The 22,182-nt window shown below is 36.0% G+C and carries 22 protein-coding genes; 5 read left to right on the forward strand and 17 right to left on the reverse strand.

Annotated elements, in window-relative coordinates; genetic code table 11:
* Positions 1 to 118: 118 nt before the first annotated feature.
* Positions 119 to 877, reverse strand: a complete 759-nt coding sequence (locus tag AC806_RS06570) for a TrmH family RNA methyltransferase (protein WP_069029016.1) — start codon at positions 875 to 877, stop codon at positions 119 to 121.
* Positions 878 to 973: 96 nt separating this feature from the next.
* On the opposite strand from AC806_RS06570, the gene AC806_RS06575 reads away from it, so the two are divergent.
* From AC806_RS06575 to AC806_RS06585, 3 genes are all read left to right on the forward strand, one after another.
* Complete coding sequence (locus tag AC806_RS06575; protein ID WP_014125054.1) at positions 974 to 1,246, forward strand: acylphosphatase; 273 nt, start codon at positions 974 to 976, stop codon at positions 1,244 to 1,246.
* 107 nt (positions 1,247 to 1,353) lie between these two features.
* Positions 1,354 to 2,292, forward strand: a complete 939-nt coding sequence (gene yidC, locus AC806_RS06580) for a membrane protein insertase YidC (protein WP_069029017.1) — start codon at positions 1,354 to 1,356, stop codon at positions 2,290 to 2,292.
* Positions 2,293 to 2,357: 65 nt separating this feature from the next.
* Positions 2,358 to 3,305 carry an AEC family transporter gene (locus AC806_RS06585; protein WP_069029018.1) on the forward strand — a complete coding sequence of 316 codons (948 nt, stop codon included), beginning with the start codon at positions 2,358 to 2,360 and terminating at the stop codon, positions 3,303 to 3,305.
* 57 nt (positions 3,306 to 3,362) lie between these two features.
* On the opposite strand, the gene glyS is transcribed toward AC806_RS06585, so the two are convergent.
* The 10 genes from glyS to rpsU all read right to left on the reverse strand — a co-directional run bounded on the left by glyS (position 3,363) and on the right by rpsU (position 13,365).
* Positions 3,363 to 5,432, reverse strand: a complete 2,070-nt coding sequence (glyS, locus tag AC806_RS06590) for a glycine--tRNA ligase subunit beta (protein WP_061839962.1) — start codon at positions 5,430 to 5,432, stop codon at positions 3,363 to 3,365.
* Positions 5,433 to 6,347, reverse strand: a complete 915-nt coding sequence (gene glyQ, locus AC806_RS06595) for a glycine--tRNA ligase subunit alpha (protein WP_014125058.1) — start codon at positions 6,345 to 6,347, stop codon at positions 5,433 to 5,435. It lies immediately after the preceding gene.
* Positions 6,348 to 6,657: 310 nt separating this feature from the next.
* Entirely contained in the window at positions 6,658 to 7,425 is a 768-nt protein-coding gene (gene recO, locus AC806_RS06600; RefSeq protein ID WP_014125059.1) for a DNA repair protein RecO, read from the reverse strand.
* Positions 7,426 to 7,453: 28 nt separating this feature from the next.
* Complete coding sequence (gene era, locus AC806_RS06605) at positions 7,454 to 8,353, reverse strand: GTPase Era (RefSeq protein WP_014125060.1); 900 nt, start codon at positions 8,351 to 8,353, stop codon at positions 7,454 to 7,456.
* Between the two features lie 18 nt (positions 8,354 to 8,371).
* On the reverse strand, positions 8,372 to 8,779 hold the full coding sequence (locus tag AC806_RS06610; protein ID WP_014125061.1) for a diacylglycerol kinase family protein: 408 nt from the start codon (positions 8,777 to 8,779) through the stop codon (positions 8,372 to 8,374).
* On the reverse strand, positions 8,757 to 9,236 hold the full coding sequence (gene ybeY, locus AC806_RS06615; protein WP_014125062.1) for an rRNA maturation RNase YbeY: 480 nt from the start codon (positions 9,234 to 9,236) through the stop codon (positions 8,757 to 8,759). Before ybeY ends, AC806_RS06610 begins: the two co-directional genes overlap by 23 nt.
* A 2-nt stretch (positions 9,237 to 9,238) precedes the next feature.
* Positions 9,239 to 11,437: an HD family phosphohydrolase gene (locus tag AC806_RS06620; protein ID WP_014125063.1), complete on the reverse strand. Its 2,199-nt coding sequence runs from the start codon at positions 11,435 to 11,437 to the stop codon at positions 9,239 to 9,241.
* Between the two features lie 68 nt (positions 11,438 to 11,505).
* Positions 11,506 to 12,480: a PhoH family protein gene (locus tag AC806_RS06625; RefSeq protein ID WP_041591835.1), complete on the reverse strand. Its 975-nt coding sequence runs from the start codon at positions 12,478 to 12,480 to the stop codon at positions 11,506 to 11,508.
* 225 nt (positions 12,481 to 12,705) lie between these two features.
* Positions 12,706 to 13,155 (reverse strand): GatB/YqeY domain-containing protein, encoded by a 450-nt coding sequence (locus AC806_RS06630; protein WP_014125065.1) that lies wholly within the window; start codon positions 13,153 to 13,155, stop codon positions 12,706 to 12,708.
* Positions 13,156 to 13,185: 30 nt separating this feature from the next.
* Positions 13,186 to 13,365 (reverse strand): 30S ribosomal protein S21, encoded by a 180-nt coding sequence (rpsU, locus tag AC806_RS06635; RefSeq protein WP_014125066.1) that lies wholly within the window; start codon positions 13,363 to 13,365, stop codon positions 13,186 to 13,188.
* Positions 13,366 to 13,631: 266 nt separating this feature from the next.
* Between rpsU and AC806_RS06640 the strand changes: the two genes are divergently transcribed.
* Positions 13,632 to 14,552: an osmoprotectant ABC transporter substrate-binding protein gene (locus tag AC806_RS06640; RefSeq protein ID WP_069029019.1), complete on the forward strand. Its 921-nt coding sequence runs from the start codon at positions 13,632 to 13,634 to the stop codon at positions 14,550 to 14,552.
* Positions 14,553 to 14,636: 84 nt separating this feature from the next.
* On the opposite strand, the gene AC806_RS06645 is transcribed toward AC806_RS06640, so the two are convergent.
* Entirely contained in the window at positions 14,637 to 15,917 is a 1,281-nt protein-coding gene (locus AC806_RS06645) for an HlyC/CorC family transporter (RefSeq protein WP_014125068.1), read from the reverse strand.
* A gap of 156 nt (positions 15,918 to 16,073) precedes the next feature.
* Entirely contained in the window at positions 16,074 to 16,514 is a 441-nt protein-coding gene (locus tag AC806_RS06650) for a Fur family transcriptional regulator (protein ID WP_014125069.1), read from the reverse strand.
* 91 nt (positions 16,515 to 16,605) lie between these two features.
* Here AC806_RS06650 and AC806_RS06655 point away from each other — a divergent pair, with 91 nt between their 5' ends.
* A complete protein-coding gene (locus AC806_RS06655) occupies positions 16,606 to 17,469 on the forward strand; it encodes a pyruvate, water dikinase regulatory protein (protein ID WP_014125070.1) in 864 nt (287 codons plus the stop codon).
* Positions 17,470 to 17,574: 105 nt separating this feature from the next.
* Here AC806_RS06655 and thrB read toward each other — a convergent pair whose 3' ends face one another.
* From thrB to AC806_RS06675, 4 genes are all read right to left on the reverse strand, one after another.
* Positions 17,575 to 18,450 carry a homoserine kinase gene (gene thrB / locus AC806_RS06660; protein ID WP_014125071.1) on the reverse strand — a complete coding sequence of 292 codons (876 nt, stop codon included), beginning with the start codon at positions 18,448 to 18,450 and terminating at the stop codon, positions 17,575 to 17,577.
* A 3-nt stretch (positions 18,451 to 18,453) separates the two neighbouring features.
* The gene (locus tag AC806_RS06665) at positions 18,454 to 19,707 is read right to left on the reverse strand and encodes a homoserine dehydrogenase (protein WP_069029020.1); all 1,254 of its coding nucleotides are present in this window, start codon (positions 19,705 to 19,707) and stop codon (positions 18,454 to 18,456) included.
* A gap of 166 nt (positions 19,708 to 19,873) precedes the next feature.
* Positions 19,874 to 20,167, reverse strand: coding sequence for an ArsR/SmtB family transcription factor (locus AC806_RS06670; RefSeq protein WP_069029021.1), 294 nt, complete (start codon positions 20,165 to 20,167; stop codon positions 19,874 to 19,876).
* 114 nt (positions 20,168 to 20,281) lie between these two features.
* Positions 20,282 to 22,009, reverse strand: a complete 1,728-nt coding sequence (locus tag AC806_RS06675) for a phospho-sugar mutase (protein WP_069029022.1) — start codon at positions 22,007 to 22,009, stop codon at positions 20,282 to 20,284.
* Between the last annotated feature and the right edge of the window lie 173 nt (positions 22,010 to 22,182).

Here is a 22,182-nt window from a genome sequence, read left to right on the forward strand (position 1 = left end):
TTGATTGCCACCTTTTCTGGACTTTTATATATCTACACTTACTAATGTAACACATCTTTATTCACAAACTAAGTAACTTGCCAAAAAAAACGCTTAATTTTAAAAATTCCTTAACCTATTAAACAAATGAATACATCAAAATTCCCGCTGCAACACCTACATTAAGGGATTCAGCCTTACCATATATAGGAATATATAAATTCTGGTCAGTCATTTGTAGAATTTCTTCAGCAACACCCTGGCCTTCACTGCCCAAAATAAGTGCAAAAGATGATTCTTGTTTTACTTGTGTATAGGATAAAACCAAGGGATCCAGAGCTGTCCCATAAACTTTACTAGCATGCTTTTTGAATACAGGAATGACCTCTTCTAAAGCCCCACTAAAAATAGGTAAATGAAATTGACTACCTTGCATACTACGTAAAACTTTTCCGCTATACCTATCAGCTGTCCCTTTTCCTAGAAAAATACCATCAAAACCGGCAGCATCTGCCGTACGCACAATTGTACCAACATTTCCTGGATCTTGGACATTGTCTAAAAGGAGCCACTTTCCAGAAAAATCAGCCGGAGTATTTTCTTCTTTTTTAACTAAGGCAATCATTCCTTGCGGTGTAGGAAGTTCAGATAAAGCATTCATCGCTTCATTGGAAAGTAGATAATAATCAAGCTCGTGTTGCTTAACCCAATCTTGCCATAATTTTAAGCCGCGCTCATCAAGGTAGACTTCTTTAATTTCAACACCAGCCTTTACCGCTTCTTCAACTAGATGATAACCTTCTAATAAATAAGTTTCCGATTGATTTCGATATTTTCTTTGCTGAAGTTTTTTTAATTCTTTTATTTTGTTATTTTTTGCCGCTTGAATCTCTTTCACGATTTCACCTCAAAAATATTATAACACAAAAATTTGCTTTACTTGTCCATTCCTAAAAAAAACGCTATGATAGAATCAAAAGAGGAGGAATGTATCATGAGAAAAGTTCGAATTCAAGTTGAAGGCCGTGTACAAGGTGTGGGTTTTCGATTTTCTACTAAAATGGTCGCTGATGAACTAGGCGTTACGGGCGTTGTAAGAAACGAAATGGATGGCTCAGTATCCATGGAAGCTTGTGGCGAAGATAGCGCAATCGAACAGTTTATCCAAAGAGTAAAAGAATCCCCTTCTCCAGCAGGCAGTGTATCGAATGTCCAAGTAGAAGATGATCCTTCAATCAAAGAACGTAAAAAGTTTATAGCAAATTAAATTTTCCTTTTCTTTCCTCTTTAATTTGTTATTGCACATTGAAAAAAAGAATATTTTTTAGTATAGTTAAGTTTGTGCAAAATTAAGGAAAGTAAAGGAAAAATCACATGAGTAAATTTAAAAAATGGCTGCTTGCCCCTGGCCTTATCGGGATAATGATCACACTAAGCGGTTGTGTCAAACGCTTGGATGATGGTTCGCCTGACCCGAATGGTCTTATTTACCGTTTTTTAGTTAATCCCTTAGGTAGCTTTTTGACCTATATGGCTGACAATTGGGGCTTAGGTTTCGGTTGGGCGATCATTGTTTTAACCGTTATTATACGTTGTATCCTAATGCCTTTGATGATCCACCAGTCACGTAAGTCAATGTTTCAGTCAGAAAAAATGCAGTATTTAAAACCGCAAATCGATGTGGCACAGGCAAATATGAAAAAGGCTACGACACAAGAAGAACAGATGCAAGCCCAAAAGGAAATGCAAGAGGTCTATAAAGAAAATAATGTTAGTATGTTTGGCGGTATTGGTTGTCTTCCTTTATTGATTCAAATGCCAATCTTCTCAGCTTTATTTTTTACTACTCGTTATACTCCGGGCATTGAATCCTCTAGCTTTTTTGGCTTGAACCTAGGAGAACGTAGTTTACTGTTAGTTGCGATCGCTGGGTTAGCTTATGTAGCCCAATCATTTATTTCAATGATCGGTATCCCTGCTGAACAGAAAAAACAAATGCGCAGTATGATGATCGTTTCACCTATGATGATTGTATTTGTATCACTTTCTTCCCCAGCTGGCGTTACACTATATTGGGTCATCGGTGGTTTTATTGGTTGTATTCAAACCTTTATTACAAATGTATTGATGAAACCACGCATTAAAAAGCAAATTGCTAAAGAGATGGAAGAAAATCCACCTAAAACAGTTGTTACAGAGAAAAAAGATGTAACACCTGCAAGCCAAGAAAAACCGAAAACGACGAATAAGTCAACCAACGCGAATAAAAATAGAAATAGGAATGCTGGTAAACAGCAGCAACATCATAAATAATAGATGTAATTAAGGCGAAATGGGAAGACGTTCTTCCTCTTTCGCTTTTTTTAGGAGGTTAATCATTGTTAGAAGCTTATTTGAATATATTAGTTATTTTTTTATTGATGTTTATTGGCTATGTTTTATCTTATAAACAATGGTTTGCAAACGACACAGCCGATATATTTTCCAAGTTAGTATTAAACTTAGCGCTACCTTTTAATATGTTTTTGACGATAACGTCTAGTTTTTCTAAGGAAGAGTTTTTATCACTTTTTAAAGGGATGATCATCCCCGTTCTTTCCATGCTTCTTACACTAGTAGTTAGTTTGATTTATCGCCGACTCGCTCATGTTAGTAAAAGTCGTGAAGGTACTTTTGCTACCATTTTTACATGTTCAAATACCATTTTTATTGGTTTACCGATAAACTTAGCAATTTTCGGCGAAAAAGCTGTTCCTTATGTTTTATTATATTATATTGTAAATACGACGATTTTTTGGACATTAGGCGTTTATCTTATTGCTCACGACGCGCCAAATATCAAAGAAGCAACTGTGACTTTCCATCCACTGGTTGCACTAAAGAAAGTTTTTTCTCCTGCTTTATTAGGTTTTTTGATCGGATTAGTTTGGATGTTGTTAAATTTCAAGGTTCCAGAATTTGTTGCCGATTTTGGTACTTATTTAGCCAATTTAACCACGCCGCTTTCCATGTTTGCTATAGGGATTATCGTTTACTTTCATGGCATCAAAAACCTCAAGCTAAATAAAGATATCATCGGCGTACTTTTAGGACGTTATATCTTTTCGCCTTTGATCGTCTGGTTATTAGGACAATGGATCACCGTTCCTACTTTGATGTTGCAAGTATTTATGATCCAAGCTGCTATGCCTGTACAAAATTCGATACCTATATTAGCCCGCAGTTACCATGCGGATGAAGAGTTTGCAGCTTCAAGCCTTGGTTATTCAGTCTTATTATACTTACTTTATATTCCATTTTTATTGAAATTAATTTATATGGTTTAACAAAAAGAGGATCGCGCCAAACAGTTTTACCTAGTCGGCGCGATCCTCTTTTTTAATTTATTTTGTTACTAAATCATTCAAACTAGCTACAGCAATCGCCATTTGCGTGATTTTCCTTAATTGTGCTAAACGGTTATTACGTACTTTTTCATTGTCTGTCATTACCATCGTTTGATCAAAATAATCTTCAATCAATGGACGTAATTGTGTTAAAGCATGATAATTTTCTTCAACAGTTTGATACACAAACTGTTCTTCAACAGTTTTAACTGCTTGGTATAAGTTCTGCTCAGCTTCATTTTCAAACAAAGTAGGATCGATTTCGTTTTCACTTTGATCTTTTTGTCCTAAATTCATCACACGAGTCAAAGCTTCAATAGAAGACTTGAAATCTTCGTCATTTAAGTGTTTTTTCAAAGTATTCGCTGCTTCAATCAATTGATGGATATCTTCTTGTTTTGCATCAATTACGGCATCAATGACATCATAACGAAAATTTTGTGCAGATAGGAATTGACGCAATCTTCCTCGTAAGAAATTTCCCACTTCAGATGCTGAGTCTTCTAAATGTATGCCATAAAGTTCTTCATTTTGATTAACCATTTCTTCAATCTTTTGCTGTAAAACTGTAAAAGGAAAGGACCAATGTTTTGCAGCTAAAATTCGTACAATACCATAAGTTTGTCGTCTTAAAGCATAAGGATCGCTGGAGCTCTTTGGTTTTAACCCAGCAGCAAAGAAAGAAAATAGACTATCCAATTTATCAGCAATCGCTAATACCGCTCCAATATTAGAAGATGGCAATTCTCCTTCGCTTGCAATTGGCATGTAATGCTCGCGAATCGCTTGTGCTACAGCAGGTTTTTCCCCTTTTAATAAAGCATATTTTTCTCCCATAATTCCTTGTAATTCAGGAAATTCGTCCACCATATTGGTAACCAGGTCAAATTTATAAATTTGGGCTGCTCGCTGTAAGTCAGCCAATTCTGTATCTGATAAGTTGATATGTTTACCGATAACTTTAGCAGCTAATTGAACCCGCTGCATTTTTTCATACATTGAACCGATTTTTTCATGGAAAGTGACATTTTTCAGCTTTTCTACGCATTCTTTAATAGATAATTTTTGATCTTCATTATAAAAGAATTCCGCATCTTCCAAACGCGCAACTAAAACTTTTTCATTGCCTTTTACCACATTGTCAATTTTATTTTGGTTCCCATTTCTAACTGAAATGAAGTGAGGCAATAATTTTCCATCCTGCGATTTTACATCAAAATAACGTTGATGTTCTTTCATAGAAGTAATCAATACTTCATCGGGTAGTCGTAAATATTTTTCCGCGAAGTCTCCTACAAATGCTGTTGGATATTCAACCAGGTTGTTTACTTCTTCTAATAGGTCTTCATCAACATCAATTTGCCATTGATGTTGATTTGCGATTTCTTGAATTTGCTGACTGATCATTGCTTGTCGTTTAAAACGATTGGCGATGACAAATTGTTCTTGTAATTTTTCCTCATACATATCAGCATTTTCTAATGAGCTAGCGCCTCCTAAAAAACGATGACCATAAGTAGTACGCCCTGCTGAAACATCTAATATATCAAAAGGTACGACCTGTTCACCTAGTAGCGCGACCAACCAACGAATCGGACGAATATATTCAAATTCGAATTTATTCCAATGCATGGTAACCGGAAAAGTTAAACTAGTAATAACCCCTTTTAAAGCAGGCAATATCTCTAGTGCGTTTTTTCCTACCGTATGCTTGGTAACATAGACATATTCTGTATCTTTGACTTCTTTAAAATAAATATCGTCTGTTGACATTCCTTGACCTCGAACAAAGCCTTGCGCAGCTTTACTCCAGTTTCCATTTTCATCCAGTGCAATTTTTTTGGCAGGACCTTTGACTTCTTCTTTCGTATCGGCTTGCTTTTCTGCCAAATCAATCACTTGTACAGCTAATCGTCTAGGTGTTGAAAAAGAGTTTACTGCAGCAAAGTCCAAGTGATTTTCTTGTAAGAATTGTTTCGTTTTTTCTTCAAATTGTAAGATGCTAGGATCCACTACATGTGCTGGCATCTCTTCTAAACCAATCTCAACTAGTAAATTTTCCGTCATTTAGTCTTCCTCCTTCAGTAACTTCTCAGCTTCTTTACGATCCAATAATGGATAACCAAGTTTTTTACGTTCTTCAACAAATAATTTAGCTACTTGTCTTGCCATATTACGAATACGAGCTAAATAACCTGCTCGTTCAGTGACAGAAACTGCACCCCTGGCATCAAGTAAATTAAAATTATGGCTACACTTTAAAATATAATCATAAGCTGGATGCACTAAACTGTCTGCAATACAACGTTTTGCCTCTTTTTCAAATTTATCGAAATTATCTAATAACATCTCTTGATCGCTTAAGTCAAAAGAGTAACGTGAATGTTCATATTCAGGTTGTTTAAAGATTTCTCCATATTTAATACCATTTGTCCATTCTAGATCAAAAACATTATCAACTTCTTGAATATAAGAAGCCAAACGCTCCAAACCGTAAGTTAACTCAGAGGTCACTGGATAACAAGCTAGGCCACCTACTTGTTGGAAATAGGTAAATTGTGTAATTTCCATGCCATCTAGCCACACTTCCCAACCAAGGCCAGCACAACCCATCGACGGGTTTTCCCAGTTATCCTCAACAAAACGAATATCATGTTCTAAAGGATCGATCCCTAATAATTCCAGACTTTGCAAATAGAGTTCTTGAATATTTTCTGGAGAAGGTTTCATAACAACTTGCAATTGATGATGTTGATACAAACGATTAGGATTTTCACCATAACGTCCATCTGCCGGACGTCTAGAAGGTTCCACATAACAAGCGTTCCATGGTTCTGGGCCAATGGCGCGTAAAAAAGTATATGGACTCATCGTTCCTGCCCCTTTTTCTGTATCATAAGCTTGCATGATCATACAATCATTATCTGACCAAAACTTTTGCAAGCGTAAAATCATTTCTTGTAATGTTATTTTTTTTATCATTTTGTGACTCCTTTCAATTTTGCCAATAAAAAAATCCCTATATCTATACAGCATTTGCATAGATATAGGGACGATTATTTCGCGGTTCCACCCTACTTCCGATTCAATCATCGGCAGCTTTTTTACTGTGCTCCCACTTGCCTACGGTAAAAGAATTTCTGCCTGGCTCCCACTTTCCCAAGCTCGCTAAAAGAAATGGTTCTTTTCCTTTAAATGTTCATCGCACTATTTTATTAATACTATAATAGTCGCAAAAGGCGTCATTTGTCAAATAAAAAATGTAGCTAAACTATATATATGTGTTTCCACCCTATTTGGGTTTTAAAACATCGCCCCAATTTTGCATTTGATCTATAAACTTTTTGCTTTTTAAATTCAAACCCACATACTCTTCATACAATTGATCAATCGTTTGTCGAATGAGCGTCTTTGTTTCTTTTTTCAATTCAATTGAATGAATTTTATCATAAGAAATTTGCGAAAAAAGACGAATAAAATGAATCGCTCTGGGATCAGCATGATAACGTCTTAAATCACGATCCCAATGCTTTTGGCATAAAATACCATTATACTTAGAAGAAAAATCGAATTTTCCTTGAGTTTGTCCACAGATCGCGCACGCTTGCCAATTGATCGCTACCCCAAATCGTTGTAAAATTTGAATTTCAAAGATATTGGTTAAAATTTCACCATCAATCCCTTGATCTAGCATCGCTAAAGCTTGCGATAAAAAGCTATAAAGATGAGGGTCATAGACCTTATCTTCAATTGCCGCATCCGCTAAATTCATCATATAAGTCGCGTAACCAGCAGCAAAAATGTCTTCTTGTATATGTGTAAATGGATGAATAAACTTCGCACTATTTAAAAAAGATAACCCCTCACTATTGAATTTTCCAATATAGGTGGCCTGAGTATAAGGCAAGATAGCTGGCGTTAACGGATTATTTTTACGATGAGCACCTTTAACATAAAACATCAACTTGCCGCTTGATTCAGTAAAAATTTTAACCAACATATCCTTTTCTTTATGATCTTTGCGAAACAAAATAATTCCTTTGGTTTCTGCTTGATTCATTTATCATTCATCTCCTTTAAGCAAAAGGCTAGAATGTCTCTTTTTTATAACCAAAATCATCCAAGGATCTTTGTTTATCACGCCAATCCTTTTGCACTTTTACCCAGAGCTCTAGATAAACTTTATCTCCTAGCATTTTTTCCATATCTTGACGCGCCTTAATGCCGATTTGTTTAAGCATTTTTCCACCTTTTCCGATAATAATTCCTTTTTGACTATCACGCTCAACGTTAATTGTTGCTTGAATACGAATCTTATCATTTTCGTCTCGTTTCATCGAATCAACAACAACCGCTACGGAGTGAGGAATCTCCTCTTGTGTGAAAAGGAGGACTTTTTCTCTTACCAATTCAGAGACGATAAAATATTCTGGATGATCAGTAATTTGATCTTTAGGAAAATACTGCGGCCCTTCAGGGATTTGTTCTTCCAGTAACTGCATTAAGGTTTCACAGTTATTTCCTTGTGTTGCCGAAAGCGGAACAACTTCAGCAAAATCCATCTGCGTAGAGTAATCTTGAATCACTGCTAGTAAATCGTCCGGATGGATTTTATCAATTTTATTAACGATCAAAAATACAGGAACATCAAGTTTTTGTAGTCGTTCAATAATTAAATTATCACCTTTTCCACGTTTTTCGTCCGCATTGACCATAAACAGTACGGCTTCAACTTCTTGTAAAGCACCATAAGCCTCATTTACCATATAATCGCCAAGCCGATGTTTGGGTTTATGGATCCCTGGGGTATCAATAAAAACAATCTGCATGTTATCAGTTGTATAAACCCCTTGAATTTTATTACGTGTTGTTTGAGCTTTATCGCTCATAATCGCGATTTTTTGGCCTACAATTCGATTTAATAAAGTCGATTTTCCTACATTGGGGCGGCCGATAATAGCCACAAAACCAGACTTATGTTCTGTCATTTCTTGTCTTCCTCTTTTCTAATGTATCATTATTTGATAAATCTTAGGTAAAAAAATGAGCGCGCCCACAAATACAGAAAAGATCGCTGTAATCAAAACAGCCGCTGCTGCGACATCTTTTACCTTTTTTCCTAAAGGATGAAAGTGGTGATTTGTCACCATATTCACAACATTTTCAAAAATTGTATTTATGATTTCCATTATCAACATCAGAAAAATACACAACCCGATCCAAAGCCATTCAAAGCGGTCAAGATCTAACACTAAGCCTAAAATAATGACTAAAACAGCACAAAACATATGAATGCGCATATTACGCTCATCTTTGTAGGCAGTTTTTATCCCGCTGATAGCAAACTCGATTGAGTTCAACAGATTTTTACTTTTTCCAACACTAGGTTTTTTATCGTTTGAGTCCATAGGCATTCAAGATTTCCTTTTGTAATCCAAACATCTTTTTTTCATCTTCGGGTGTCATGTGGTCGTATCCATTAATATGCAAAAAACCATGAAGGGCTAGAAATCCCACTTCGCGTTCATAGCTATGTCCGTATTCTGCAGCTTGTTCTTGCGCTCTTTGAGTGGAAATCATAATATCGCCTAGTTCATTGGGTAAATCAGTCATCTTTTCATCATCAAAAAATATCGGCATTTCATTTTGGCCTGCTTCTTCGATGGCAAAACTAATGACATCTGTCGGGGCATCTTTACCACGATAATCACGATTGATCACTTGAATACGTTCATTATCCATAAAAGTGATCGACATTTCGCTATTTTCCGGAAGTTTTAGATAGTCTGCTGCATACTGCAACAGACTATCAATATCTTCTCGTTCATCTTTACTTACTTTTTTGGTTTCATCAATAAAAGTGATTTCCAATATTAGTCACTTCTTTCTTGTTCTTCTTTCATTTTTTCAGCTTCTGACTTCATTTTAGGATACTTGATCCGAGAATGGAAAGTACTACACAAACCGTTAATGAGCGATTTTTGAATGATTTTAAGTTCTTTTAATGTTAACTGAGCATCGTCTAATTGTCCATCTAACATTCGATCTGTAACCAGATTTGAAACAAAATCTTTAATTTTTTCATTGGTCGGCTCATCCATAGCGCGAACAGCTGCTTCACAACTATCTGCAATGCTGACTACACCAGCTTCTTTGGTCTGTGGGATCGGTCCTGGGTAACGAAAATCATTTTCAGTAACTTCAGGATTACGCTCTTGGGCTTTAACATAAAAATATTTCATCAAGGTGGTTCCATGATGTTGCTGACAGATATCGATGACCATCTGCGGCATTTTTTCTTTTTCCAATATAGCGACTCCATCAGTCACATGACCAAAAATGATTTGTTTACTGTCTTCTGGCAGTAAGAAATTGTGCGGATTTTCAGCCCCTTGCGGCAAGTTTTCAACAAAGAAGTTGGCATGCTTTAATTTCCCAATATCATGATAGTAACAAGCCACACGGGTGAGTAACGACCGTCCGCCAATTTCAGCAACCGCGTTGGCACTTAAATTAGCGACCATCATGCTATGATGATAAGTTCCGGGTGCTTCTTCTAAAAGCTTTTTCAATAGTGGATGGTTAGGATTACTCAACTCATTTAAAACAGTATCACTGTCATCAGTAACCATTAATTCAATCAATTGATATAAACCCACACCCATCAATAAAGATAAAATACTACCGGCCAAGCTACAAGCTAAGGCGATCCAGGTTTGACTATCGGCAAAATCTACTCCTTGTAAAACCAGTAAAGTAAGACTGATCAAAAATGGAAATACGACAATCCACAATACTGACTGTCGCCCCTGATGGGATATACGTCTTCTTGGCAATATCGTTCCCATAAGTCCAGAGAACATATAGACAATTAAAATAACCGGTAAAACATTGGTACCTACGGATTCATAAAAAATAAAGGCTGCAAAAACAACTTGAAACGCAGCTGCTAAGATTCCAGACCGTCGATTCACAAAGAAACTCAAAACTAAAGGAATAAATGCAGCTGGGAAAAACAGAGGTATGTAAGGGACTGCTTCTGTTTGAAAAAGTTGGAAAAACTTCATAAACACTAGACTCAGTGTCATTGCAACCACATAAAAGACCCACTGATTTTCGCGCTTATCCTTATCTTTTACTGGAATGCTAAGATAAAGCAGCACAATAATGTGTAATAATGCAGCTAAGACAATGGCGACAAATGGAAAAAAGGATTGATTTTTCTCGGTCATGCCTAATACATTAAGTTTTTGAATAGCTGTTGAATCAATTTGCGAACCTTCACGCACAATAATTTCGCCTTGATAAATCATTACGGGCTGTACCGAATCTTTGGCTTCTTGTTTTAACTCTTCAGTTTTTTGCTCATTTAAAAAGGTATTAACCGTAATTCCTTCATCTACTAAATAAGAAGTAGCTTCTTTTTGTTCATCAGATAAATCAAGTACTTTTACTTGTTCTTCAGCATTTTGTCGCGCCGTATTTAGATCATTTTGTCGAATTTGTTCAGACATTCTCTGGTCGACGATTTCCAGACTTTCTTCTTTTACCTGATCTAGTTCTTCTTGATTCAGACTAAAAGCCGTCCGATAAAAACTGGCAGGAAGTTGCTGATAAAAATTTAAATTATCGCTATCGATTTTCTCTAATTCTTTTTTCATTGCAGCCAATTTCTCATCCTCTGTCACCTTATCCACAGAATCGTTATTTTCGGCCTCTTCTTCACGTTTTTCATTTTCTTCTTCACTGTCTTGTCTTACATCATCAATCATATCAAATAGATGTTCAATCAATTCATGTTGTTCACTAGTAATATCTTCTTGGTAAGTATATTCAGGAACGACAGCTTCAGCTGCTAATTTTTCTTTTTGTTCAGTTGCAGGCGTATTTTCGACAGTTTTATTTGCCCGAATACTTTCTTCTGCCACTTGCCCTTCTTTATAATTGGTATCTTGTTGACGCACACTTGAATATAAAATTCCGCTAGTAATTAAAAAAAAGAGTAAAAATAAAACAGGTAAGAAGGTTTTCCCCATTCTATTTTTTAAGCGTCTTAAAGGTGCGATGATCATGCTTTACTTTTCCTCCCTCCTCTGTTGTCTATCTTTTGATAAAACCAACCGAGGTCTTAAGCTAACTTTTAATCAAGCTCGTTCTTATTTTTTTGCTCATAGGCTTCGATAATCTGCGCTACAACTGGATGTCTTACCACATCGTTAGCGTCAAAATTAACAAAAGCAATATTTTTAATATTGTGTAAAGTCCTTTGCGCATCGACTAAACCACTAACCGCTCCTTTAGGTAAGTCAATCTGACTGATATCGCCGTTGACAATCATCTTTGATTGAAAACCTAAACGTGTCAAAAACATCTTCATTTGCGCTATCGTCGTGTTTTGTGCTTCGTCTAAAATAACAAAAGCGTCATCTAAAGTACGTCCCCGCATGTAAGCTAAAGGAGCAATTTCTACTACACCTCGTTCCATCAAACGATTGGTATGTTCTACGCCAAAAATTTGGTAAAGCGCGTCATATACCGGACGTAGATAAGGATCTACTTTTTCCTTTAAATCTCCTGGCAAAAACCCTAAACTTTCGCCGGCTTCTACGGCTGGTCTAGTTAAAATAATACGTTTAACCGTTCCTTTTTTTAAAGCAGCGATTGCTAAAACCACAGCTAAAAACGTTTTTCCTGTTCCAGCTGGCCCAATACCAAAAGTGACATCGTGCTTATTTACAGCTTCAATATATCCTTTTTGTCCTAAATTTTTCGCTCGGATAGGATTACCTTTATCATCTTTAATAATTTCTTTTTCATACATTTCGATAAAGGAAGACAATGCGCCTTGATTTGCTAGATTCAAGGCCGAAACCACATCAGGCGTGTTGATTTCGATGCCACGTTTAATTAATTCTTGTAAAGACTGAAATACCGCTACTACCAAATCCACACTCGTTTTCTCACCTTGAATTTGAATCACTTCGCCGCGCGCGCGTATCGTCGTTTTTGTCGCATCTTCTATTAATTTGACGTGTTTGTCATGGGTTCCTAAAAGTAAATCCATATCCTGCGGTTGTGTTACTTTTAATTCAAAAGACGTAAAATCTTCCGTCAAAAAACTCGCTCCTTTTACCACAGCTATTCCAAGATCTAGCCTTCTAAGATTCTTTTTTCACTGTTTTTCGTCCATTCATTATTTATTTTCACAAGCGACAAGTGTTTAGCCGCAATGTTTCTACCATATCATACCATAGATATTCTAAAAGAAAAATTGCTTTTATCTAACGTAAATAAATAAAGCTGTTGCCAAGACTAAGAAGACTTGCAACAGCTTTTATCTTTATTTTTGATTTAATAACTCTTTGACGATCGCGTTTACTTGATTGCCATCGGCCTTACCTTTTACCTTAGGCATAACAACACCCATTACTTTCCCAAATTCTTTGGGAGAGCTAGCGCCTGTCTGCTCAATTGCTTGGCTGACAATTTGAAAAATCTCGTCTTCTGTCAGTTGAGCAGGTAGATACCTTTCAACAATCGCAATTTCGCTTTTCGTTTTTTCAGCTAAATCATCTCGACCAACTTTTTCGAATTCAGCTAAAGAATCACGACGTTGTTTCATTTCGCGTGAGATAATCGCTAATTCTTCTTCATCGGTCAAGTCACGACCAAGGTTGATCTTTTCATTTTGCAACGATGCTTTGAGCATGCGAATGACTTGTAAAGACTTTTTATCCTTGCCCTTCATAGCAGCTTTCATATCATCGTTTAATTTCGTAAGCAGTGTCACACTACCAGCTCCACTTCTATACAGATGAAATTAAAATTTCTTTTTACGTTTTCTAGCTGCTTCAGATTTTTTCTTACGTTTCACGCTTGGTTTTTCGTAAAATTCACGTTTCCGTGACTCTTGCAAAGTACCTGCTTTTGAAACGGAACGTTTGAAGCGACGAAGAGCATCATCAAGAGATTCGTTTTTATGAACGACTGTTTTTGACATATAATTCCCTCCCTCCGAGCTCAAATAGTAACCGTTTTTGTTATGAAATAAATGATTATTCCAATAACATCACTGTCCAATAAAAATTATAGCTAACTCTCGAAAATGTGTCAAGCTGTTTTCGCAAAAGCAGAATTGTTTTTTATAACAATTGCAATTTACAGAGTACTGTTAAAGCAAACTGTATGTATTGGTTGTAATTTTTCTTACTTTCAAGCATACTTAAAAAAGTCTTATAAAATTATTCTGATAAAGGAGCTAATATGATGAAAAAAATAAAAAGTATTTTCTTCTTGTTATCTTGTTTCATATTTTTATCCGCGTGCTCTTCTTTACCAGGGTTACCTTCTAATAAGGACGATCATGTCATTTCAATTTCAGGAGGAATCACCACAGAGACGCAAATTTTAGCGGGGCTTGTTGATGGCATGATTGAACACTACACTGATTATGAGACGAGTGTGATCAACAATTTAGGTACTGCCCAAATTGACCAACAAGCGCTAAATAAGGGAGATGTTGATATTTCCGCTGGTAGATACACTGGAACAGATATCACTACCATCTTAAAAATGGACGCGATCAAAGATCCGAAAAAAGCCTTTGATGTATCAAAAGAAGAACTCAAATCACGCTATAATCAAGTCCGTTTCCCCTCTTACGGTTTTGACAATACTTTTGCTTTTATGGTACGAGAAGATACAGCTGAGAAATACGATTTAGAGAAAGTTAGCGATCTAGAAGAAATCTCCGATCAATTAACGGTTGGAACAGATCGTCCTTGGCTCACACGTGTAGGTGACGGCTATCAAGGTTTTATACAGGAATATGGTTTTGATTTTGCTACCATGTTACCTATGCAGATCGGACTTGTTTATGACGCAGTAGCTTCAGGTAGTGTTGATTTGGTATTAGGTTATTCAACAGACGGCCGAGTAGCTAGTAATAACTTAGTCATACTAGAAGATGATCATCAATTTTTCCCACCTTATGATGCGACCATGATTGTAAAACAAGAACTTTTAGACCAATATCCTGAGTGTAAAGAAATATTAGATAAACTTGTGGATACCATAGACACAAAAACGATGCAAGAATTAAACTATCAAGCAGACAATGATTTAGTTGAGCCTTCAATTGTTGCCAGACAATTTTTACAGGAAAATAACTATTTTGAAGATAATTAAAAAAACTTTCAAGCAATGGTCATTCAACCCCTTGCTTGAAAGTTTTTGTTTAGTTTTAACTGATTAGTAACTTTTATCTACAGTTTACTGTTCGTCTTCTTTAGCAGGGAGCTTTTCGACTAAAACTTTATTGACCCGTCGTTTTTGCACATCAAGTACTTTGACATATAGATGATCGAAAGTAAAAGAGTCGTTGACCTTGGGAACTTTTTCTAATTGCTCAATAACAAAACCACTCACTGTATTGGATAACCATTCTTCCTTATTTTGAATATTCAATAGATTAAACAATTTATCTAATGAATAAGTGCCTCTAATTTTATAAGTTTTTCCTTCTTCAATGGTTTCTATTTCTTGTTGTACAACGTCAGTTTCATCCCAAATTTCTCCGACCAGTTCTTCTAACGCATCTTCCATTGTTGCCAAACCTAGAGTCCCTCCGTACTCGTCTACAACAATTGCCAAATGATTTTTATCACGCTGCATCATTTTTAATAAGTCAGCCAGCTTTATGGTTGGTGGCACATACAATACTTCAGAAAGTAAACCAGCGATCGTAGAAACTTTTGATTCCTTCCTTTCTTTTGCCCGCAAATATCTATGAAAATCTTTTTCATGAAGAACACCAATTACATTATCTATGGTTTCTTCATATACAACTAAGCGAGAATAAACATTATGCTCAAAAGTTTGTTCAATTTTTTCATCAGAATCTTCAATATCCACACCCACCACGTCTACTCTAGGCGTTAAAATCGAAGAAATATCGACATCATCAAATTCGATCGCTGCTTTAACCAAGCTATGTTCCTCATTTTCAATGCTTCCTTCGACTCTAGCTTCGTCTACTAAGGAAAGTAATTCCGCCTCGCTAATAGATTGCTCGCCATCTACAGAAATTAATCTTTTAAACCCCTCTTGCCACTTACTCAATAACCAAACAAGAGGACTAAAAATAAACATCACAAAACGTAATATAGGCGCTGAAAATTTTGCCACTTGTTCTGGTGCTAATTTAGCTAACAATTTAGGTGTGATTTCACTAAATAGCAGCATTAAAACTGTCGTAGTAATAGTTGCAACTGTTGCCCCGTAAACAGGAAAAATATTGACAAAAAAGACTGTTGCAATAGCGGAACTAGCAATATTCACCAAATTGTTCCCTATCAAAACTGTCGATAATAAAGGCTCAAATCTTTCTTGTAATTTGATTGCTTGCCTAGCTTTCTTATCTCCCTTTTCAGCTTCATTTTTTAAACGAACAGCGCTTAAAGAAGTAAAGGCTGTTTCCGAAGATGAAAAATATGCTGAAATAAGTAAACAAGCAAAAAATAAAATAATACTTGTTAAATGACTCGAATCCATATAATGGATAATTCCCCCTTTTGTTAAGTAAAACATCCTTTCAAGCAAACAGAAATTTGCTTCTGTTGCTTGCAAGGAAGTTAATGAAATAGCTGCAATTATTATTTTTAATGATAAAAATGAACTTACTGACCTAAAATAAAACTGAATCATCTTTCAGCCAATATTCTGACATTGTTCACAACGTCCATAGATTTCAAAACGATGACTTTCGATTGTGCACCCGGCTAACTGTTCTTGGAAAAAATCCATCGGGCAGGTTGTCACTTCTCTTGTTTTTCCGCAAATTAAACAAATAAAATGATGGTGATGATGCTCTGCTCCTTGAAGTGAACAATTAAATCGAAATTTCATTTCTCCTTCTAATTCAGTATCTTCTAAAATACCGATCGAAGCAAAATCACGTAAATTACGATAAATAGTATCGTAACTAATTCCTGAATATTTTTGCATTAAAAATTCATGTAATTCCTTTGCCGCAACATAGCGATTGGCTTTTGCTAAATAAGAAATAATTGTTTCTCTTTTTTTAGTATATTTGAATCCATAATCTTTCATTTGTTGCACGGCTTCTTTGACCGCTGATTGATTTTCCATTTCGATTCCCTCCAAAGCAAAATCATTTCGATTCAACCTTCTAATATATGTTATAATATTCATAATTAAATTGCAAGCGAGGGATAAGTATATGCCAGAAGATAATAACAAACAAAATTTGACGATATTTGTCATTTCTGATTCTGCTGGAGAAACTGCTTCAAAGTTAGCTCAGGCTACGATGGCACAATATCCAACAGTCGAATTCGTCTTATTTAGACGTACATTCATTACAACAGATGAATCTCTACTTAAAGCACTAAAAGATGCAGAAAAACACAATGCTATTATTTTGCACACTTTAATCAATAAACATTTAGTAGAAATTACGCATCAGTTTTGTGATAAACATCAGCTATATCAATTTGACGTTTTAACACCGCCTGTCTTAGAAGTCGAAAAAAGAAGCGGCATAGCACCATCAAATGAACCAGGAGCGATGCATCACCTAGACAAAAACTACTTTAGACGTATTAAATCGATGGAATTTGCTGTTAAATACGATGATGGAAAAGATCCGCGCGGCTTTTTAGAAGCAGATGTTGTTTTATTAGGCGTATCTCGTACTTCCAAAACGCCTTTAAGCTTATTTTTAGCAAATAAAAATCTCAAAGTAGCAAATTTACCTATTGTTCCACAAGCACATATTCCAAAACAAATTTGGGAAGTAGATCCTAATAAAATTGTAGGACTGACCAATGATCCAGAAGTGCTTAATACCATCCGAAAAGAGCGTATGATCGCTTACGGCCTCAATCCTGATTCTGCCTACTCGGATATCGACAAGATCAAAGAAGAATTAAACTTTGCCAAAGATCTTTACGAAAAATTAGGTTGTATTACTATCAATGTCGCTTCTTTATCTATCGAAGAAACCGCCTCTGTTATTTTAAATGAGTTAGACTTAGAAGACCATAGCTATTATGGTTCAGAAGAGGAAATCGATGAAGTTTAAAAAAGCTTTCTAACATTATTTTTACAGATAAAATATCCAAACTATAAAGGAAGATAACTGTTCTTATCCAATATAGTTCGGATATTTTTATTTATATCACAGCTTTTAAAATACTTGTACGCCCTCACGATCCAAAGATAGCTGTTCGATCTGCGCTGAACCTGCCATTTGTTCTAATTCAAATGTTATCAGATCTGCTTTTTCTTCACTTGCTAAAATTAAAACCGTAGGTCCTGCCCCACTAAGAAATGCCGCATAACCTTCATTTTGCTTTACAATTTGACGAATTGTTGTTAAATGCGGAACAAATTTCTCACGATAGGCTTCATGCCATTGATCTTGTTCCATCATTTTTCCTGTAAGTATTAGATCACCATTTAAAATAGCTGCAATCATAACGTTTGCGATCGAACTAGCTTTTACTGCATCAGCAAATGGAATATTTTCAGGTAATACACTACGACTTTCTTTAGTCAATACTTGCGAATTTGGAATATAGGCGATAATACGGCATTCAGGAAAATAATGTTTTACATAGTGAATGATGGGCTGATCCTCTCTAAAAAAGTGGCTAGCCACAACAAAGTCACCACAAATCGCTGGTGCACAGTTATCAGGGTGACCTTCAATAGAAGTAGCGATTTCTATTTTTTGCCGTTCAGTCAAATTTAGATTTTCTAAACGATTGGCTAGTTCAATCCCTGCTACGATCACCGAAGAACTACTCCCTAAACCTCGAGCAATTGGAATGGTACTTGTCATTTTTAAATGATGCGGTTTTATTGTTGGTGCAACTTTTTCAGCTATTTGTATCAAGAGGTTTTGTTCATCTTTTGGAATTTCCGGACCCAGCTCATGGTCCACCCTCCACTTACTGTCTTCTTCAATAACCTCAATAGTTAAATAGCTTGATAAAGCAATACCGCAAGAATCAAAACCTGGACCTAGATTAGCACTTGTAGCTGGTACACGGATTTTCATTTCTTAATCCTCCCAAACACTTAATATTTGTTTTACATGGCTGATTTCTTGCAGTTTATTTATCAAGTCATGTTTTTGTTGCACTGTTAATTTATTGCTGATAAAAGCTGCCTCGCTATTTTCTTGTTGCTTTAAAGAAATGGGTCTTATGTGCTGTTTTTCTAAAAAGGTTGTTAAATCTATAGCGCAATCAGTAATTAAAAAGTAATAGTTCATTAATCCTTCTTTATGAAGCTTACACCTTGGCAAATTCGAGGGACTCATTTGAAGTGCCTGCTGTTTGTTGTTCAGATTTTTCGCAATAGTCAAAATATCTGTAAGGACACTTTCGGCAGTTGGTGATGCGCCAGCGCCTGGACCATAAAGCAAGGAATTACCAATCATTTTACTTTCAATAAATACGCCGTTCATTTCGTTTTTTACAAAAGCAAACGGGTGTGTTTGCGGAACAAGAACAGGCTCTACCGCAGCATAAGTCCCCTCGTCTACTTCTCGAGCATAAGCAAGCAATTTGATTTGATAACCAAAATCGTGAGCGTAAAAATTATCAACTTGAGTAATTTCACCGATCCCTTTAACACTTAGATCATCTAATACTAAATCTTGATTAAGCGCTAAGCGTACTAAAATGATTAGTTTATACGCAGCATCCCAACCATCTACATCGTTTGTTGGGTCTGATTCAGCAAAACCAGAAACTTGAGCAGATTCTAAAGCTTCTTCATATGTAAGACCTGCTTCATTCATTTGCGTCAGTATAAAATTACTCGTCCCATTTAAAATCCCTTGTATAGCAGTAATTTCATCTGCCATAAAACTTGTATTTAAATTATGCAAAATAGGGATACCACCGGCAACACTTGCTTCATAAAGCAAGGAAACATTATTGGCTTTAGCAGTTGCCGTAAGTTCATTACCAAAACGCGCAATTAAATCTTTGTTAGCTGTCACTACATGTTTTTTTCTTTGTAATGCCAGAGTAATCCATTCTTTAGCCGGGTGGATTCCGCCAATCAACTCCACCACAATGTCAATTGTCGGATCAACAAGGATATCTTCAACTTCAGTGGTCAGTGTTAACTGATATTTTTGTGCTAGACCTTGCTTTTTTTCTTTTGATCGTACCAATACTTTAGCAATCGAAAGGCTTAAATCCGTCTGCTGCTTTATTTTTTCTTCTGCTGCAATTAAATTTTTAACAAGACCGTTGGCCACAACGCCTAGGCCTAAGACAGCGATATTTGCTTTTTTTTTCATAGCTGCTCCTTTTAAAATATCGTTTATCTTTAATCATTCATAGAATAAAAAGTTTAAAAAAGAATAACTTTGAGATTAAAAGTATTTTCATAGATTTCTAATTTACTTGTCTAAGCATAACAAAATTTCAGCATAAAAAAAAGAACTTTCTGTCTGAAAGTCCTTTCTAGCGGTGATGAACGTGTTTGAAAGTTTGTTCCAAAATATCTAAAACATGGGCATCATCGACACTATATAAAACAGCTTTACCCTGTCTTCTGGTTTTTACGACACGATTATCACGCAACAATTTTAATTGATGAGAAACAGCTGACTGTTCCATACTTACTTCATTGGCAATAGTCGTAACATTTTTTTCGCCTTCTTTTACTGCCAGTACGATTTTCAAACGAGTCATATCACTTAATACTTTAAAGATTTGGCTAACATGTTCGATATCTTCGATGCTTGGTTTTTCCATAGCGTCCTCCTCTTATCGTTTTCATATGGAAAAACTAGGGCAAAAACCACTATAAATTTTGCCCTAGATGTTTTTCATTTGTTAACTTGAGCAAGAAACGCTTCTATTATACAACTAATTTCCAGTAATTTCATTGATAGCAGGTTGTAACAGTTCAATTTTTTGTTGTGCGCGTTCGTCAGAATCAGCTTTCACACCTATATAGAATTTAATTTTAGGTTCAGTACCTGAAGGACGAATCGCAAGCCAGCTATCATCTTCTAAGGTATATTTCAAAACATCAGAAGGCGGTGTGCTTAACTTTTCTGTAGTCCCTGCCGCGTTTTTACGGATCAATTGTTTGAAATCTTCTGTCTGCACTACTTTGGTGCCCGCAAATTCTGTTGGTGTTTGTTCTCTAAAAGATTTCATCAAGGAAGTGATCTTAGCAGAACCTTCTTGACCAGACATCGTCAACGAGATCGTTTTTTCTGCATAATAACCATATTCGACAAAAATTTCTTGTAAGGCATCATACAATGTTTTTCCTTGTTTTTTATAAGCGGCAGCCACTTCCGCTAATAAAACAAGCGCTTGAATCGCATCTTTATCGCGTACAAATGGTTGAACTAAAAAGCCATAACTTTCTTCAAAACCAAAGATAAAACTGTGACTATGCTCTGCTTCAAATTCTTTAATTTTTTCCGCGATAAATTTAAATCCTGTTAAAACATTAACCATCGGTACGTCATAGCTTTGGGCAATAGCTGTAGCTAATTCGCTAGAAACAATTGATTTTAAGATGACGGCATTTTCCGGTAAAGCATTGGTCTTTTTCCGAGCTTCTAAAATATAATGAATAAGTAAAGCTCCGATTTGATTCCCGCTTAATACTTTGTAGTCACCGTTGGGCATACGCACAGCAGCTCCTAAACGGTCTGCGTCAGGATCTGTCGCAATTAATAAATCAGCATTTTCTTTTTGGCCTAAACGCATAGAATACTCAAAGGCTGAACTTTCTTCTGGATTAGGTGATTTCACTGTTGAAAAGTTCGGATCTGCCACTGCTTGTTCTGGTTCTACGATAAACTCTTTAAAGCCTGCTTGACGTAAAGCTTTCTCACCTAACATTTTGCCCGTTCCATGTAGCGGCGTAAAAATTAACTTTAGCTGATCGCCCATTTGGTCGATCACATCTTGATCAATCGTCACAGCTTGTAATTCAGACAAATAGGCTTGATCAATATCTTCACCTATCATGGTAATAAGACCTTGTTCTTTGGCTGCTTTTTCTTCCATCACAGGAATCGTTAGTGGATTATCAACTTCACGAATTAAAGTTGTTACCATATCCGCATCTGCTGGCGGCATTTGACCCCCATCTTCGCCGTACACCTTATAACCATTATATTCTGGCGGATTATGAGAAGCTGTGATCATGATACCAGTGAATGTTTTTAAGTAACGCACTGCAAAGGATAGTTCCGGCGTAGGTCTTAAACTTTCAAATACATAGGATGGAATATTATTATAAGCTAATGTTTTGGCAGCTTCCATGGCAAATTCTTGCGAAAGATGCCTTGAATCATAAGCAATAGCAACGCCTCTTCTAGCAACATCAAACCCTTGTTTGATCATAAAACGTGCCAAACCTTCTGTTGCCTGACGTACAGTATAAATATTCATACGATTAATGCCTGGTCCTAAAATCCCTCGCATACCCGCAGTACCAAATTCAAGGGGTGCGTAAAAGGCATCTTCTAACTCCTCTTGCTTTTCCTTTAACTCATCTAATTGTGTTTTTAAATGGTCATCCAAAGCGTCATCATTTGTCCACTGTTCATAAATTTCCTTCCAGGACATAACAAACCACCTCTTTATTTATTTTGTTAGTTTAATTATATCACAGTCCGTAGCTTTTCAGGGAAGAAGTAAGAAGAAATTGTATTTTTATATAACAACGGTCTGTTTACTAAAACTTGCTTATATTAAAAATAATACTTTGCTGTTTTATTATTTGTTCGAGCGCTGAATGA

Origin of the sequence: Tetragenococcus halophilus (genome assembly GCF_001712815.1) — a bacterium.
GTDB classification, from domain to species: domain Bacteria; phylum Bacillota; class Bacilli; order Lactobacillales; family Enterococcaceae; genus Tetragenococcus; species Tetragenococcus halophilus.

What these genes read in the sequence shown, in the direction of transcription:
- AC806_RS06575 (WP_014125054.1), top strand. Translation starts at nt 974, where the DNA reads ATGAGAAAAGTTCGAATTCAAGTTGAAGGCCGTGTACAAGGTGTGGGT.
- yidC (WP_069029017.1), top strand. Translation starts at nt 1,354, where the DNA reads ATGAGTAAATTTAAAAAATGGCTGCTTGCCCCTGGCCTTATCGGGATA.
- glyS (WP_061839962.1), bottom strand. Translation starts at nt 5,432, where the DNA reads ATGACGGAAAATTTACTAGTTGAGATTGGTTTAGAAGAGATGCCAGCA.
- glyQ (WP_014125058.1), bottom strand. Translation starts at nt 6,347, where the DNA reads ATGATAAAAAAAATAACATTACAAGAAATGATTTTACGCTTGCAAAAG.
- recO (WP_014125059.1), bottom strand. Translation starts at nt 7,425, where the DNA reads ATGAATCAAGCAGAAACCAAAGGAATTATTTTGTTTCGCAAAGATCAT.
- era (WP_014125060.1), bottom strand. Translation starts at nt 8,353, where the DNA reads ATGACAGAACATAAGTCTGGTTTTGTGGCTATTATCGGCCGCCCCAAT.
- AC806_RS06610 (WP_014125061.1), bottom strand. Translation starts at nt 8,779, where the DNA reads ATGCCTATGGACTCAAACGATAAAAAACCTAGTGTTGGAAAAAGTAAA.
- AC806_RS06620 (WP_014125063.1), bottom strand. Translation starts at nt 11,437, where the DNA reads ATGATCATCGCACCTTTAAGACGCTTAAAAAATAGAATGGGGAAAACC.
- rpsU (WP_014125066.1), bottom strand. Translation starts at nt 13,365, where the DNA reads ATGTCAAAAACAGTCGTTCATAAAAACGAATCTCTTGATGATGCTCTT.
- AC806_RS06640 (WP_069029019.1), top strand. Translation starts at nt 13,632, where the DNA reads ATGAAAAAAATAAAAAGTATTTTCTTCTTGTTATCTTGTTTCATATTT.
- AC806_RS06645 (WP_014125068.1), bottom strand. Translation starts at nt 15,917, where the DNA reads ATGGATTCGAGTCATTTAACAAGTATTATTTTATTTTTTGCTTGTTTA.
- AC806_RS06650 (WP_014125069.1), bottom strand. Translation starts at nt 16,514, where the DNA reads ATGGAAAATCAATCAGCGGTCAAAGAAGCCGTGCAACAAATGAAAGAT.
- AC806_RS06655 (WP_014125070.1), top strand. Translation starts at nt 16,606, where the DNA reads ATGCCAGAAGATAATAACAAACAAAATTTGACGATATTTGTCATTTCT.
- thrB (WP_014125071.1), bottom strand. Translation starts at nt 18,450, where the DNA reads ATGAAAATCCGTGTACCAGCTACAAGTGCTAATCTAGGTCCAGGTTTT.
- AC806_RS06665 (WP_069029020.1), bottom strand. Translation starts at nt 19,707, where the DNA reads ATGAAAAAAAAAGCAAATATCGCTGTCTTAGGCCTAGGCGTTGTGGCC.
- AC806_RS06670 (WP_069029021.1), bottom strand. Translation starts at nt 20,167, where the DNA reads ATGGAAAAACCAAGCATCGAAGATATCGAACATGTTAGCCAAATCTTT.
- AC806_RS06675 (WP_069029022.1), bottom strand. Translation starts at nt 22,009, where the DNA reads ATGTCCTGGAAGGAAATTTATGAACAGTGGACAAATGATGACGCTTTG.